Origin of the sequence: Ruegeria sp. HKCCA0370 (assembly GCF_013033705.1) — a bacterium.
Taxonomy (GTDB): Bacteria; Pseudomonadota; Alphaproteobacteria; order Rhodobacterales; family Rhodobacteraceae; genus Ruegeria.
Map to the genome: position 1 here is coordinate 202,464 of NZ_WQEP01000006.1, position 15,157 is coordinate 217,620.

Annotated in this window: 16 protein-coding genes and 1 riboswitch; of the genes, 3 read left to right on the forward strand and 13 right to left on the reverse strand. The window is 58.2% G+C overall.

What is annotated here, in order from left to right; all coding sequences use genetic code 11:
* Positions 1 to 94 precede the first annotated feature (94 nt).
* Positions 95 to 631 (reverse strand): hypothetical protein, encoded by a 537-nt coding sequence (locus GOW31_RS14260; RefSeq protein WP_171170923.1) that lies wholly within the window; start codon positions 629 to 631, stop codon positions 95 to 97.
* A gap of 217 nt (positions 632 to 848) precedes the next feature.
* Here GOW31_RS14260 and GOW31_RS14265 point away from each other — a divergent pair, with 217 nt between their 5' ends.
* Complete coding sequence (locus tag GOW31_RS14265; protein ID WP_152457172.1) at positions 849 to 1,325, forward strand: YHS domain-containing (seleno)protein; 477 nt, start codon at positions 849 to 851, stop codon at positions 1,323 to 1,325.
* A gap of 21 nt (positions 1,326 to 1,346) precedes the next feature.
* Here GOW31_RS14265 and cmk read toward each other — a convergent pair whose 3' ends face one another.
* The 10 genes from cmk to miaB form a co-directional block, all read right to left on the reverse strand.
* Entirely contained in the window at positions 1,347 to 1,964 is a 618-nt protein-coding gene (gene cmk / locus GOW31_RS14270; protein WP_171170925.1) for a (d)CMP kinase, read from the reverse strand.
* Complete coding sequence (gene aroA, locus GOW31_RS14275) at positions 1,961 to 3,307, reverse strand: 3-phosphoshikimate 1-carboxyvinyltransferase (protein ID WP_171170927.1); 1,347 nt, start codon at positions 3,305 to 3,307, stop codon at positions 1,961 to 1,963. Before aroA ends, cmk begins: the two co-directional genes overlap by 4 nt.
* Positions 3,308 to 3,375: 68 nt before the next feature.
* Complete coding sequence (gene trmB / locus GOW31_RS14280) at positions 3,376 to 4,086, reverse strand: tRNA (guanosine(46)-N7)-methyltransferase TrmB (protein ID WP_171170929.1); 711 nt, start codon at positions 4,084 to 4,086, stop codon at positions 3,376 to 3,378.
* Positions 4,087 to 4,183: 97 nt separating this feature from the next.
* A complete protein-coding gene (gene metK, locus GOW31_RS14285; RefSeq protein ID WP_171170931.1) occupies positions 4,184 to 5,365 on the reverse strand; it encodes a methionine adenosyltransferase in 1,182 nt (393 codons plus the stop codon).
* A gap of 5 nt (positions 5,366 to 5,370) precedes the next feature.
* Positions 5,371 to 5,420, reverse strand: a riboswitch (SAM-SAH riboswitch).
* Positions 5,421 to 5,461: 41 nt separating this feature from the next.
* Positions 5,462 to 6,967 carry an apolipoprotein N-acyltransferase gene (lnt, locus tag GOW31_RS14290; RefSeq protein ID WP_171170933.1) on the reverse strand — a complete coding sequence of 502 codons (1,506 nt, stop codon included), beginning with the start codon at positions 6,965 to 6,967 and terminating at the stop codon, positions 5,462 to 5,464.
* Positions 6,964 to 7,851: a hemolysin family protein gene (locus GOW31_RS14295; protein WP_171170935.1), complete on the reverse strand. Its 888-nt coding sequence runs from the start codon at positions 7,849 to 7,851 to the stop codon at positions 6,964 to 6,966. Before GOW31_RS14295 ends, lnt begins: the two co-directional genes overlap by 4 nt.
* A gap of 36 nt (positions 7,852 to 7,887) precedes the next feature.
* Positions 7,888 to 8,382 carry an rRNA maturation RNase YbeY gene (gene ybeY / locus GOW31_RS14300; protein ID WP_171170937.1) on the reverse strand — a complete coding sequence of 165 codons (495 nt, stop codon included), beginning with the start codon at positions 8,380 to 8,382 and terminating at the stop codon, positions 7,888 to 7,890.
* A 35-nt stretch (positions 8,383 to 8,417) separates the two neighbouring features.
* The gene (locus GOW31_RS14305; protein WP_152457164.1) at positions 8,418 to 9,440 is read right to left on the reverse strand and encodes a PhoH family protein; all 1,023 of its coding nucleotides are present in this window, start codon (positions 9,438 to 9,440) and stop codon (positions 8,418 to 8,420) included.
* Between the two features lie 135 nt (positions 9,441 to 9,575).
* Entirely contained in the window at positions 9,576 to 10,340 is a 765-nt protein-coding gene (locus GOW31_RS14310; protein ID WP_367396956.1) for an outer membrane protein, read from the reverse strand.
* Positions 10,341 to 10,512: 172 nt separating this feature from the next.
* Positions 10,513 to 11,832: a tRNA (N6-isopentenyl adenosine(37)-C2)-methylthiotransferase MiaB gene (miaB, locus tag GOW31_RS14315; RefSeq protein WP_171170939.1), complete on the reverse strand. Its 1,320-nt coding sequence runs from the start codon at positions 11,830 to 11,832 to the stop codon at positions 10,513 to 10,515.
* A 123-nt stretch (positions 11,833 to 11,955) separates the two neighbouring features.
* Between miaB and GOW31_RS14320 the strand changes: the two genes are divergently transcribed.
* The gene (locus tag GOW31_RS14320) at positions 11,956 to 12,819 is read left to right on the forward strand and encodes a hypothetical protein (RefSeq protein WP_171170941.1); all 864 of its coding nucleotides are present in this window, start codon (positions 11,956 to 11,958) and stop codon (positions 12,817 to 12,819) included.
* Here GOW31_RS14320 and GOW31_RS14325 read toward each other — a convergent pair.
* Positions 12,802 to 13,623: a phytanoyl-CoA dioxygenase family protein gene (locus GOW31_RS14325; protein WP_171170943.1), complete on the reverse strand. Its 822-nt coding sequence runs from the start codon at positions 13,621 to 13,623 to the stop codon at positions 12,802 to 12,804. The two genes, GOW31_RS14320 and GOW31_RS14325, sit on opposite strands and share 18 nt — an antisense overlap.
* Positions 13,624 to 13,707: 84 nt before the next feature.
* On the opposite strand from GOW31_RS14325, the gene GOW31_RS14330 reads away from it, so the two are divergent.
* Positions 13,708 to 14,604, forward strand: coding sequence for a LysR family transcriptional regulator (locus tag GOW31_RS14330; RefSeq protein ID WP_171170945.1), 897 nt, complete (start codon positions 13,708 to 13,710; stop codon positions 14,602 to 14,604).
* Between the two features lie 6 nt (positions 14,605 to 14,610).
* On the opposite strand, the gene irrA is transcribed toward GOW31_RS14330, so the two are convergent.
* Complete coding sequence (gene irrA, locus GOW31_RS14335) at positions 14,611 to 15,027, reverse strand: iron response transcriptional regulator IrrA (RefSeq protein ID WP_170344907.1); 417 nt, start codon at positions 15,025 to 15,027, stop codon at positions 14,611 to 14,613.
* Between the last annotated feature and the right edge of the window lie 130 nt (positions 15,028 to 15,157).

A 15,157-nucleotide genomic window follows, 5' to 3' on the forward strand; every position in this document is an offset into this window, starting at 1 on the left:
CCATCTAGGGTCTATGACGCACCGGCCTGAAGGCCCGGCCGCGCAACATCGGCCAACCAGCAGGCGTCACGCCAGTCCCATATTCACGGTGCAGTCAGATCTCTTCGCCTTTCTTCAGCAGCTCTTCAATCAACTCACGTTGCAGATCGGTGCTGTCGCCGCCTCCGAACTCTGCCGCACCGCCGGAATACAGGGTGCCATATGTCCTGGCGATGTTCACAGTCTGGGCCAGCCCCGAGATCAGCTGGTCTTTTTCCAAAAGGGACAATGGGTGGATAAACGCAGCCCACAAGGTGCCATTGGCAATCGTATAGCGGGCATCCAACGTGCTGTCGAAATTGGCCTGCATCATTCGGATCAAGTCTTCCTCCGACAGCGCCTCGGCGCTGCGGATCGGGACCATGGCCCGCATCCGATCCGCATTGGTGTCGGTGATGACCAAGACCTCCACCCCTGCAATCGTCAATTGAAACCCGGGGCCGCTCGGCTCTGCTTCGGGGTCAAGCGCGAAAAGAATGTTGCCCAGCCGTTCATACGTCATCGGCGGCTCGGCTTCGGGTGGGCTTTGCACGGGCTCTTGCGCGGCAAGGCTTCGGGCAATGAAAACAAGGATGAGGGCTAATCGGATCATGATGGCACTCCTGCGGGCATTCTTTCAGCATAGGTACGCAAAACCACACTGACCAAACAAAGCTTGGTGAACGCACCTTCTGGACATTCAGATACTTGTACGATCTGCAATATCTGATGGCCTATCTGCGATTACACGTCCAGCTTTCATCCCCTAACTATGTTTCACCGGTCGACGATCCGATCGACCCGAACCCAGAACCAAGAGGAAACGTGTAATGAAAACTATCGTCTTCACCGCCCTGGCAGCCGCCATCGCCCTGTCCACTCCGGCATTTGCCGCGGACGAAATCAACGTGTCGAACGGCATCTCGGCCGCAGGTGCCCCGCTTGCCGCACATGGGGTCGATCTGGTTGCTTTGGTCAATGATGGTAATCCGGTCGAAGGCTTCGCCACCCACTCGGCGACCTATGATGGCGCATCCTATTACTTCACCACAGCCGCCAACCTCGAGGCGTTCGAAGCAAACCCGGAGGCCTACCTGCCGCAGCATGGTGGGTTCTGTTCATTCGGCGTATCGGTCGGCAAGAAGTTCGACGGAGACCCGGATCAGTACCTGGTCGCAGATGGAAAACTGTACCTGTTCCTGAACGCCGAAACCCGCGCGGCCTTCCTGAAGGACGTTCCCGCCACCGCAAAAACGGCGGACGAACAGTGGGCAAACATCAAGAGCATCGCCGTAGGCGAGCTGTAAATGTCGCCCCTGCCTGCGACGTCAGCGCGTCGCGGGCAGTTTTGCGCTTATGATTTCAAGCGCTTTGGCCAATGCAGCCTCGATACTGAGGTCCGTTGTGTCCAGTTGCACTGCATCCTCAGCTGGCTTCATCGGCGCAGCGCTGCGCTCTGCGTCGCGGGCATCCCGCTCTTTGACATCTGCCAGAACCTGTTCGCGCGTCACGTCAGCACCTTTTGTACTAAGCTCCAGAAACCGGCGTTCGGCTCGCACCTCTGGGCTGGCTGTTACAAACAGCTTCACCTCGGCATTGGGACAAATCACCGTCCCGATGTCGCGCCCATCCAAAACGGCTCCGCCCGACCTTCGGGCAAAGGCGCGCTGAAAATCCACCAAGGCGGCGCGAACCTCGGGAATCACCGCCACTTTGGATGCGGCCTGCGCGATTTCAGCCGTGCGCAGATCACCCTGCTCAAGCTCTGCGGCGGTCAGGGCCTGCGCTGCTTCAAGCGCGCCAAACCCTTCAAGAGTGCGCCGCCCAACGGCGCGATACAGCAAGCCGGTGTCCAGATGCGCGAACCCGAAATGCGCCGCAACGGCCTTGGAGATCGTGCCCTTGCCCGCAGCCGCAGGTCCGTCAATGGCGACAGTGAAGCTCACCTGCGCTCTACCTTTGCACCAAGCAACGCCATCAACGGTTCAAAAATCGGGAAGGATGTCGCGATCGGACCACCATCATCCACGCTTACCGGGTTCTGCGCGCCCATGCCCATCACCATGAAGGACATGGCAATGCGGTGATCCAGGAAGCTTTCGCACGTCCCGCCGCCCGGAACCTTGCCGATACCCAACCCTTCGACCGACCACCAGTCGTCACCCTCGTTGACCGTGACGCCGTTTGCGCGCAGACCGCGCGCCATGGCATCGATGCGGTCGCTTTCCTTCACCCGGAGTTCCTTCACCCCGCCCATCATCGTGGTGCCCGTGGCGTTTGCGGCAACCACGGACAAAACGGGGTATTCGTCGATCATCGAGGCCGCGCGTTCAGGCGGTACGTCAATACCCTTCATGTCTGGCGAGTATTTCGCGCGCAGATCGGCAACCGGCTCGCCGCCCTCTTCGTGCTCGTTTTCATAGGTCAGGTCGGCGCCCATCTCGCGCAGCGTCGTGAACAGGCCCGCGCGCGTGGGGTTCAGGCCGATACCCGGCACCAGAACGTCCGAACCGGGCGTGATCAGCGCCGCGCAAACCGGGAAGGCCGCGCTGGACGGGTCGCGTGGAACGGCGATGACTTGCGGCTTCAATTCCGGGCGCCCCGTCAAAGTGATGACCCGGCCTTCAACAGTGTCTTCCACGGTAATTTCGGCACCGAAACCGGACAACATCCGCTCGGAATGATCGCGGGTCGCCTCTTTCTCGATAACCACGGTTTTACCGGGGGCATTCAGCCCCGCCAGCAGAACGGCGGATTTTACCTGGGCCGAGGGCACCGGAACTTCGTACCGGACCGGAGTCGGGTCTGCCGCACCGACGATCGTCATTGGCAAACGCCCCCCCGAGCGGCCCACGGCCTGCGCACCAAACAACGCAAGCGGATCCGTTACCCGCGCCATGGGCCGCTTGTTCAGGCTGGCATCACCAGTAAAGGTTGCCGTAATCGGCGAGGTCGCCATGGCACCCATGATCAGCCGGACTCCGGTGCCGGAATTGCCGCAGTCAATCACCTGATCCGGTTCGGCAAACCCGCCGACGCCCACGCCATGCACCGTCCATTCGCCGCCGCCATGATCTGTGACTTCGGCCCCGAAGGCCCGCATTGCCTTTGCGGTGTCCAAGACGTCCTCACCTTCGAGCAACCCCGAGATCTTGGTCTCGCCCACAGCCATCGCGCCAAGGATCAACGACCGGTGCGAAATCGACTTGTCGCCCGGCACCTCTGCCGTGCCGGTCAGCGGGCCGCAGGGATGCGAAGTCATCGGGATGGGCGTTCCGTGTCCGGACATGGGGGCTCCTTTTGCGCTATCAGTGCTCAAGCCGATTAGCGAATTGGTACCGGTTGGTCCAGCGGCAATCAGTCATTGCGGCGGAAGGTCAGGTAATGGGGCGTGCGACCTTCACGCAAGGCTTTCTGCTCGTAGCGTGTGGAAATCCAGTCGTCCCACGGCTCGCGCCAATCTGCGGGGCGCTCGGCCAGCCACTCGAACCCGGCGCGGGGGACTTCCTCGAGAGTCTGCCGCACATAGTCGGGGATGTCCGTGGCGACCCGGAAGATCGATCCGGGCTTCAAGACCTTTGCCAAGGGTTCAAGATGTTCCGGTGTCACGAAACGGCGACGATGATGCCGGGTTTTGGGCCACGGGTCAGGATACAGAAGGAAGGCGCGCGATATGCTGGCCTCTGGCAGAACGTCGAACAGGTCTCGGGCATCGCCGGGATGCACGGCAAGGTTATCAACCTCCGCCTGCCGAATTTTGCCCAGCAGCATGGCAACGCCGTTGATATAGGGCTCGGCCCCGATGATGCCGATGTCGGGGTTGCTTTGCGCCTGATGAACCAGATGCTCGCCGCCGCCAAAGCCGACTTCCAGCCAGACCGGCTTGCCGCCGAACAACTTGTTCAGGTCCAACGGCCTGCGTTCGGGGTTTGTATCCCAATCCACCGCACCGGGCGACAAAGCCGCCAGATCTTCGTTCAGATAGGTCTTTTGGCTGGGCTTCAGGGTCTTGCCCTTGAAGCGGCCATAGAAGTTTCTGCGCGGGCGTTGTGGGGTCTCGGTGCTCATGGCGGTCGCCATACTGCGCGCCAGAGAACGTTGCAAGGGCGCGCGGTACGCACAAGGAAAAAGCGCGCCCTGCAAGGCGCGCTTTGTGTTGTTCAGATCAGACTGCGGATTTCAACGCATCGACCAGATCGGTGCGCTCCCAGCTGAAACCCCCATCATCGCTCGGCTGGCGACCAAAGTGGCCGTAAGCAGCTGTGCGCTGATAGATCGGTTTGTTCAGTTGCAGATGCTGGCGAATGCCGCGCGGTGTCAGATCCATGACCTCACCCACAGCTTTTTCGATAACCGTATCCGCCAATTGGCCGGTTCCGTGCGTGTCGGCATAGATCGACAGCGGCTTGGACACGCCAATCGCATAGCTCAGCTGAATCGTGCAGCGTTCGGCCATGCCGGCCGCCACGACGTTTTTGGCCAGATAGCGTGCTGCGTATGCTGCCGAGCGGTCAACCTTGGTCGGGTCTTTGCCCGAGAACGCGCCGCCGCCATGAGGGGCCGCACCGCCATAGGTATCTACGATGATCTTGCGCCCGGTCAGGCCCGCGTCACCATCCGGTCCGCCGATAACGAATTTGCCGGTCGGGTTGACGTGCCATTCGGTTTCGGCCGACAGCCAGCCGTCAGGCAGGGTTTCGCGGATATAAGGCTCGACGATGGCGCGGATATCATCCGAAGACAACGCTTCATCCAGATGCTGCGTAGACAGAACGATCGAGCTGACGCCGACCGGCTTGCCGTCGCGATAAACGACTGACAGCTGCGACTTTGCGTCGGGGCCCAAAGCAGGTTCGGTACCATTCTTGCGTACTTCCGCCAGTCGCCGCAGGATAGCGTGCGAATACTGGATCGGTGCGGGCATCAGCGCCGGAGTTTCAGTCGTGGCATAACCGAACATGATGCCCTGGTCGCCGGCACCCTCGTCCTTGTCATCCGCAGCATCAACGCCCTGAGCGATATGGGCGGATTGTTCGTGCAGCAGATTGGTTACTTCGACGGTTTCGTGGTGAAACTTGTCCTGCTCGTAACCGATGTCTTTGACACAGTCGCGGGCGATCTGTTCGATGCGTCCCATGTAATCGTGCAGCTTGTCTTGATCAGACAGACCTACTTCGCCACCGATCACAACCCGGTTGGTCGTGGCGAAGGTTTCGCAGGCCACACGGGCTTCTGGTTCTTCATTGAGAAATGCATCAAGGACAGCATCCGAGATGCGGTCACAGACCTTGTCGGGATGCCCTTCGGAAACGGATTCCGAAGTAAATGTATAGTTCTGTCGGGACATAAATGTGCTCCATTAGGGGTTTCTCCGCCACGCCAGGAAGCCGTTGTGACAGGTCACAGACGCATACGCTCGCTTAAAGATGGGGTCAATCTTAAATTATTTGGTCAGGCGACGGATGTTGAACCACGCCAATGCAGCAAGAAACAATAGCAGTCCAAGAACAGGGCTGTCCCCGATGCGGGAATAAACTGTTGGCTGATGTGGCTGCGGCAGGATCGCATCCACGTATCCCGCCTTGCCCAGCGCCATTGAGGCCGTGACCTGACCCAATGGGTCAATCATGGCCGATATGCCGGTATTGGCTGAACGGATCATCGGCAGACCCTGTTCAATTGCCCTCATCCGGGCCTGTGCCAGATGCTGAAACGGTCCCGAACGCGTTCCGAACCATGCGTCATTGGTGATCTGCAACAGAAAGTCCGCCCGACCCGCCGCCCCGTTCACATCCTGCGGGAACACGGCTTCGTAACAGATCAGAGGCAGCGCCTTTCCCAATTTGCCAAGGCCCAAGAGCTCGGGCCCCGGCCCTGCGCTGAATCCATGCCCCGTTGTGGCCGCCATCCCATAAATCCCAAAACGGCCCATCAACTCGCCAAAAGGCACATATTCTCCAAACGGGGCCAGATGGTGTTTGTCATACAGACCGCCCTGCTGCCCGGCTTCATCCAGATAGACCATCGAGTTGAAAATCCTCGGGCCGTCTCCACGCTGGATCCCCAAAACCACGGGCGTCCCCTGAGCGGCATCCGCAATGGCCGTCAAATACGGTTGCGCGCTGCCCAGCCAGGCTGGAACTGCGGTCTCGGGCCAGACGATCAGGTCCGGTCTGGGCAAAGCGGCGGAATATTCAATCTGACGGGCAAAGAACAAGGGCGCATATGCCGGGTCCCACTTTTGGTGCTGCGGGGCGTTGGGCTGAACAACACGAACTGTGTGCGGGCCTTCCTGAACCGTTGGCCGCATCGACGTATAGCCAATCGCCAGCACCGCCGCCACAGCTGTAAATCCCAGTGGACGGACCAGTGCCCGCAAGCGTCTTTCCTGAGCCAGTGCCGCCCCTATCGGAAACGCCACGGCAAATGTCAGCGCATTCAGTCCATACGGCCCTACCAGAGACAGCAATTGCGCCACGGGCGTATTCACCCAGATTTGCGCCACTCCGCCCCAGGGGAACCCGGTCAGCACGTATCCCCGTGCCAGTTCAGCCAGCGACAGCGTCGCGATCAGCAAAACGCTTTGCTGCATGGCGGTCGCGCCAACATGCCGCGCCAGTCGAAACGCAACCGCCCAGAACAAGGCGAGCCCGCCGGCCATAAACACCAGCGCAAACGGTGCCATCCAGGCGTGGCGCTCTGCATCCACCTGGAAAGGCTCGATGATCCAGCTGAGCCCATGGGCAAAATAGCCGGTGGCGAAGAACCAGCCGATCCACCCCGCGCGAGCACGGGTTTCACTGCCAAGGAACACCGGAACGATCAAAACCAGTGCAACAACCGTAGCGCCCCAATACCCATGCGGTGCCTGGCCAAAAGCGCCGAAGGCGCCCAGTGCGGCGGCGGCAAACAATCTCAACGATGACGGCCAGCCCCGGACAGGCGTCATGCAGCGACGTCCGGCAGCATGACGCGCAACCGTTTGATGCGTCGCGGGTCGGCTTCAATCACTTCGAATTCCGGCCCTTCCGGATGAATCACGACCTCACCCCGTGCCGGAACACGCCCGGACAGCATGAACACCAGCCCCCCCAGCGTGTCGATGTCTTCTTCATCCACATCCTCGTGGCTGGTCAAGGATCTGCCGATCTCGGCCTCGAAGTCCTCAAGCGGCACACGTGCCTGCACAACGTAACAGCCGGGCTTTTCCTGCACCCAAAGCTGATCTTCGTCTGCATCGTGTTCGTCCGCGATCTCACCCACGACCTGCTCGATCAAGTCTTCGATCGTCAGCAGCCCGTCGACGCCGCCATACTCATCAATCACCAACGCCATATGGCGACGTTCGGTCTGCATCTTTGTCAGCAGGACACCGATCGGCATTGAAGGCGGCACAAACAAAAGCGTGCGCAACATGGATTTCAGGTCAAACTTGTCGGCACCGCCATTGAAACCATGGGTCAGTGCGAAATCCTTGAGGTGAACGAAGCCCAACGGCGTATCCAGCGTTCCTTCATAGACCGGGATTCTGGACAACCCACTGCCCCGGAACACGTCGGCCAGTTCATCCTTGGTGATGGTAGAAGGAACCGCGATGATCTCGGCCGTTGGAATGGCCACGTCTTCGACGCGCATCCGGCGCAGGTTCATCATCCCGTGAGGCCGAGCTGCCGCTGCGCTCTGCCCATTGATCACCGGGCTTTGCTGAGTCTCATGACCCGAAAACGCGTCGAAAATTCGGGAAATAAGCCCGCTTTTCTCTTCTGTATCATTGCCGCTGTCCTGAGGTTGCGCGCTTTGCGCTGCCCTAGAACTGCCGTCTGTTTCGCCCATTACCTTGTTCCAACTGATCGGGTCACCTGACCCACCTTATGCCTTATATGGGTTATCTATACCCAATTTGCCAAGTATCTCGACCTCAATCCCTTCCATCAAAGCGGCATCGGGGTCACGAATGTGATCATATCCCAGCAAATGCAACGTTCCGTGAACAAGCAAATGAATGACGTGATCGTCAATGTCCTTGCCCGCCTCATCCGCCTCACGCGCGCAGGTGTCGAAGGAAATCGCAATATCGCCCAAAGGAATTTCACCGGTGAAATCCGGCTTTGGCGGATGCGGCGCTTGCCCGGCTTCCTCCGGGGCCAAGTCTTCTGCCGGCCAGCTCAGAACATTGGTGGCGGCTGGTTTGCCGCGAAACTCGGCGTTCAGCTCCGAAATGCGCGCATCATCGCATCCCAGAACGCTGATTTCGCAAAGCTCAGGGTCCAGTTCCGCATGGGACAGGACGGCGGATATCGCTTGCCGCGACAAAGCTTCAAGCCCTTGCCACCGGTCGTCTTCGACAGTGAGTTCCAGATTCATATATCGCACAACAGCCCTGTGAATGAGCCTTGCAATCAACTGGTTTCGCGGCCCGCATCCGCCTCATACGCCTCGATGATCGCGGCCACAAGCGGGTGGCGAACCACGTCCTTGGACGTGAAATAGTTGAAACTGATGTTGGGGATCGTTTTCAAAAGTCTTTCCGCATCTTGCAAACCCGACTGAACGCCGCGTGGCAAATCCACCTGAGACCTGTCGCCGGTGATTACCATGCGGCTGCCCTCGCCCAGACGAGTCAGGAACATCTTCATCTGCATGGTCGTGGCGTTCTGTGCCTCGTCCAGCACCACAAAAGCATTGGCCAACGTGCGTCCACGCATGAACGCCAGCGGCGCTATTTCGATTCGCTTTTCCTCGATCAGCTTGGCCAACTGCTTGCCGGGCAGAAAATCATTCAGCGCGTCGTACAGCGGCTGCATGTAGGGATCGACCTTGTCCTTCATGTCACCGGGCAGATAGCCCAGTTTTTCACCCGCCTCGACCGCCGGGCGGCTGAGGATGATTCGATCCACATGCCCGCCAATGAACATCGACACGCCCACCGCGACAGCCAGATAGGTTTTCCCCGTGCCAGCAGGCCCAATGCCAAATGCAAGCTCATTTTGAAACAGTGACTGCACATAAGCTTTCTGGGCGTCCGTGCGCGGTTCCACCAGTTTCTTGCGGGTTTTGATCTCGACTGAACCGCCCTTGAACATTTCCAACTGATCGCCGTCGCGGCTGCCGGTCCCCTGTTCCGAACCACCCATCCGCAGTTCTCGGTCCACGTCCGCGGCCTCGACCTCGCGCCCGCCTTCCAATCGCGTGTAAAGCGATTGAAGCACCTCAATAGCCTGCTTCTGGGCGTCTTCATCGCCCATCACGACAAGCTGATTGCCGCGGCGTACGATCTGGACGGAAAGCTTGCTTTCGATGTCGGTCAGATTGCGGTCGTATTCGCCGCACAGGTCAATCAACAATCGGTTGTCGGGAAACTCTAAAAACGCCTCGCGTTGGGGCATTTCGTCTTGCGGTGGGGTCAGGGCACCGATGGCCAATCCGTTCTCCTGTCTTGGCAGTTCACCCTGAGCGTAGACAACAAATCTCGGTGGGCGCAAGCCACAGTTTCAAAAATAAGCCCACAGATGACAAAAGCGCCGATCATACAAAAGAAAAAGCCTGTCAGACGCGCATCAGAACGTATAGTTCAGCCCGAATCTCAAGCCGCCGTATTTCGGTGTGGACTTCGTGGAAAAGCCCGAACCGAATTGAACGTCTTCGGATTTGAACTGGACGTATTCGTATTCGCCGGTGACCGACCAATTGTCTGTCAGCTTGTGTTCGGCACCGATGCTTGCGGTATATCCGCCCCGCCGATCCGACACCGCAAAATTCTGTGTCGAAGTCCCCGTTGCGATATTGTTGGTTGTCTCAACATCCCCCCACAAGTAACCGACACTGAAAAAGTACAGAACCCGACCGTTTCGACTTGTCAGGCCGCTTCGGTACCTGAGGGACAAAACGTCAGAAACCTCTGTCCCACCCTGAACATCGGCACCAGAGATCTGGGTTCTGACACTATCGTCCAAGGATCCGAAATCATAACTGACTTCAAAACCATAAACGAAATCACGCCCCCACCTTGAAGGCAGAACACCACGCCAGCCACCACGAAAGCCACCGTATGCGCCGGATACGTTCAGGTCGCCAATATCAAACAGCCCGGCGGGCGTTCTCAGACCAAATCGATCGTCCCAGCCAGATGCGTAGCCGCCAGCAATCCCCAGGTAAAATGCACTGACGTCACTGCTGAACTTCTTGGGGCTGATAACGACAGGATCGGTTGTCGTGCCCTTCAGGTCTCCGGCAATCGTCGCGCTGGCAAAAAAAGTGACAACCGAGGCCAAAGGCAAGGTTTTCACTAGGCTCAGGGTCCTGAAGCTGTTCAAGATTGGCACTCGTACCTCCATCACTCCGATCTCGGGATCGGCGAATAATCGTTTTTTTGACGCAAAAACGGCGCCTGAAAAAACATGGCTCCTCTCCGAGCATAGTTCCAAGCAATAAATCAAGGGTAAATTTTCGAAACAAACACCAACTATGGTGTCTGAACGGCGGAATCTTACCGACTCAGAGCAGCTCACCCGCCAAAGAATTGGCGCCCGAGTCGGTGATCCGGACCTCTTTCAGATCACCAACGGCAATCCCGGTGCCCTTCACGTGCACCGAATGCAGATACTCGGATTTTCCGACCATCTGGCCCGGCAGGCGGCCCGGTTTTTCAAACAAAACGCGGACTGTACGACCGACCATACCGTCCTGAATTTCCCTTTGGTGTCTTGTGATAAGGGCCTGAAGGCGCTGCAATCGATCATCCGCCGCAGCCGGATCAACCTGAGCCCGCTCGGCCGCCGGTGTTCCCGGGCGTGTGGAATACTTGAAGGAATAGGCGTAGCCGTATTTGACCTCTTCAACCAAATCCAACGTTGCCTGAAAATCCTCTTCGGTTTCTTCGGGGAAGCCGACGATGAAATCCCCTGACATCACGATATCCGGGCGCGCCGCACGAATGCGTTCGATCAGGCGCAGATAGCTTTCTGCCGTGTGGCTGCGATTCATTCGCTTGAGGATACGGTCCGAGCCCGACTGAACCGGCAGGTGCAGATACGGCATCAGTTTCTCACAGCTGCCATGTGCCTCGATCAGGTCGTCGGCCATGTCATTGGGGTGCGACGTGGTGAAACGAATACGTTCCAGCCCGTCAACCTTGTTCAGTTCCCAGATCAGCCCTGCCAGGGTCATGTCTCCGTCGGGGCCGGCCCCGTGATAGGCGTTCACGTTCTGACCTAGCAGCGTGATCTCGCGCACGCCGCGTTCAACCAGATCATGGGCTTCGCGGATGATGCGATCCGCGGGGCGGCTGACTTCGGCCCCACGCGTATAAGGCACCACGCAGAAGGCGCAGAACTTGTCGCACCCTTCCTGAACAGTCAGAAACGCCGTCGGGCCGCGCTTGGCCTTGGGACGGTTTTTCAGTTTTTCGAACTTGTCTTCCTCGGGGAAATCGGTGTCCAGCGCCTTTTCGCCCGCACGGGTCTTGGCCTCCATCTCGGGCAGACGGTGATAGCTTTGCGGACCGACGACCAGATCGACCAGCGGCTGGCGGCGCATGATTTCTTCACCTTCGGCCTGCGCAACACAGCCTGCCACACCGATTTTCAGGTCAGGCTTTTCGGCCTTCAGACCCTTGAAGCGACCGAGTTCTGAATAAACTTTCTCAGCCGCTTTTTCGCGGATGTGACAAGTGTTCAGCAGAATCATGTCGGCATCGTCAGGCGTTTTGGTTTCGACATAGCCCTGCCCGCCCAGCGCCTCGGACATGCGTTCACTGTCATAGACGTTCATCTGACAGCCATAAGTCTTGATAAACAGCTTCTTCGGTTCGGACATGGGACGGGCCTTTGCATTCGCTGGATCGGCGTCATCTATACGCTTCGAACGCCGCTTGCAATGCGGGCGCAATTACCCGAATTTGGCAGGACTTTCCAGCAAGGCCGGACCAAAAAGCACCCGATGACGTACGATTCCCTCGACCATTTCCTGAAATCGGGACAGGCCGCACTGTCCAAAGGCCCCGTAGCATTGATTTTTGCCGAGGACGACGTGGAGCTGGCCAGCACGCTGCACCATCATCTAAGGCTCGGCTTCAAATCCGTGATCGTCTTTGCCCCGGACGAGTTTCACCTGACAGAGGACCTGTCCGCCAAGGTGCATCGGATCAATTTGAAATGTGTTCCCCGGCTGGTCGTGTTCGAAACCATAAACAGGATCATTCAGGCCGCACCCGGCATCTGGATGTATTATTGCTACAACGCCGAATACCTATTCTTTCCCTACTGCGAAACGCGCAGCGTGGGCGAGATGCTTGTCTTTCATGGTGAAGAGCGTCGCAATGCGATGCTCAGCTATGTCGTTGACCTATACGCCGAGGATCTGACCGCACATCCCAATGGCGTGGCCCCCGATCAGGCCATGTTCGACAGTGTTGGCTATTATGCCCATACCCGCCACGACCCAAGCGGCCAACCGCTGGACCGTCAGGTGGATCTTTCAGGCGGGTTGCGATGGCGGTTCGAGGACCACATTCCATACGAACGTCGCAGGATCGACCGCATCGCATTGTTCAAAGCGCAAAAAAACCTGGTGCTGAGACCCGATCACACGTTCAACGAACCGGAATACAATACCTATTCCTGTCCCTGGCATCACAACCTGACGGCCGCCATTTGTTCCTTCCGTGCCGCGAAGGCGCTGAAATCCAATGCAGGGTCAACCTTTGACATCCGAAGCTTTCGCTGGCGCAACTCGGTGCCGTTTGAATGGCAGTCCCACCAGCTGCTGGATCTCGGGCTGATCGAATCAGGTCAGTGGTTCTGAGCCGGCCTGGCGCTGCAACAAGATCGGAAACCAATCCTCGCGCAGGCGCTGTCCCGGCGTCATGTCATGACCGGGAAACGGGGGCGAGGTTCGGCCGGGGCGCTCTACATACCGGGCATCGTCGCCCACCAGCCGCAGTGAAAACGCGCGGCGACGGCTGTCCGACTGGTTTCCGCGTGCACCGTGTAGCGTGCGATAGTTGAAAGCAACGGCATCGCCGGGCTCCATCTCGAATTCGACGATCTTCATACCTTCGGCAACCGGATCCGGCACGGGGATGTACTGACCTTCATCCGAGAAAAAGCCGTCCTCGGAAACCCATCGGGTCGGCAGAACTTCTTTCTCCCATCGGTGCGACCCGGCGACACACCGCAGCGTCGCCTGCCTGACCGGATCAAGCGGAGACCAGAAGCTGATCGTCTGCTGACCCTCGACGAAATAATATGGGCCGTCCTGATGCCACGGTGTCGCCATCGACGTACCGGGTTCCTTGACCAGCACGTGATCGTGAAACATCTGAACGCGTCTCGATTGCATCAGATCCGCGGCAACCTCAGCTGCGGGAGACGTCTCGATCACGTCGCGGAACTGCGGAATCCGGGTCCAATTGCAATAATCATCAAAGAAACGACCTGTTTCACCCGCCTTCTTGTTTTCCGAGGCATAGGGACCGGGATCGGCCATATTCGCGGCCACACCATCGCGCAGTTGATCCACGTGATCCGCAAACAGCCCTTTGACCAGTACGACGCCGTCGGCCTGATAAGTGTCGATCATCTGCTGAGAAACAAGAGGGTGTGGCATCGGAAGCTCCTGAAGTTTTTTTTGTTTTTGCCCGGAAAAATGTATTCTGTTCAAATCATATCTTTCGAAGTTATTATTAAGCTCATGTTATATATTTCACTGCGCCAATATGAATATGTCTGTGCAGTCGGGCGTCACGGCAGTTTGTCGGCGGCAGCCCAGCATCTCAATGTTTCGCAACCGGCCTTGTCCACTGCGCTGACGCGTGTTGAAGCCCATTTGGGGTTTCCGCTGTTCGTTCGCCGCCGAGGCGCAGCCATGGCACTGACACCTCAGGGACGTACGTTCATAGACCAAGCCGAGGTCTTGCTGAAAAATGCTGCGCGAATCGAAACGTCCGATACCTCCGCGCCGGGCAACTCCAGGCTGAGATTGGGCTGCTTTACGGACCTTGCCCCCTTCCTTTTGGCCCCGGCCCTGCAACTTCTCCGCGACAGGTTCACCGATATCAACCTTACATATGTGGCCGGGTCCTTCGAAGGGCTGCTGAATGGATTGATGGATGGCCAGATTGACATTGCAATCACATACGATCTGACCATGGATGCGGGGTTCGCCCGTACAAAGCTGTTCGACAGCAGGCCGAAGGCGTTGATGTCCCCGGATCATCCATTGGCGACAACCACGGAAGTCACCCTTGCGTTGCTGGAGGGTTATCCGTTGATTCTGTCTTCGGAAGGATTGTCAGCCCAACACATTCTCGGCCTGTTCCGGCAAAACGGGCTGCGCCCTACCGTCGCGCACCGGGCCGCATCCCTTGAGATTCAACGCAGCCTTGCCGCCCATGGTGAGGGAATCGGGATCAGCTATGCCAGCCCACCCAGCAGCTTCAGCTATGACAACAAGCATCTGGTCAGCGTACCGATTGCCAATCCGGACACAGCAGAATCCGTCGTTCTGGCACGGCACGGCACAGGGCCCTCTGACACGGTCATAGAAAAGGCCGAGCGAGTTTTGGTGGCCGGGCTGACAGGCGTTTAAGGTCTTTTACTTTTTGCGCAAGCGAATGACGACATCGACAGATGCGATTTCGACACCTTCCGGCGCCTCGGGAAGGCGCTGAATGACCAGCTGATCCGACGGCGCATCGCTTAGCCTTGCGTCGTCTTCCCAATAAAAGTGGGGATGATCATGCGTGTTCGTGTCGAAATAGCTTTTCGATCCGTCCACTGTGATTTCTTGCAGCACACCCGCATCGCAAAAAGCACGCAGAGTGTTGTAGACCGTTGCCAGAGACACCGCATCCCCGTTCGCCTTTGCCGATTCAAAAAGGCTTTCTGCGGTGACGTGGCGATGGCGGCCGTCGCCCACCAGAAGCTCAGCCAGCGCCACGCGCTGACGCGTCGGTCGCAAGCCGGCATTCACCAGCCAACCTGTTGCGATTTCGCGGCTCTGAGGTGTCATCGATCCGATACCCGTTATTGCTGCCTATATATATAGGGGCGCATCACCGGCAATTACAAATGAAATTCATTCGCAAGATAAGAACCAACACAACATGATGTGGCGCGCTGCTCTTGCAGGACCTTGCAAA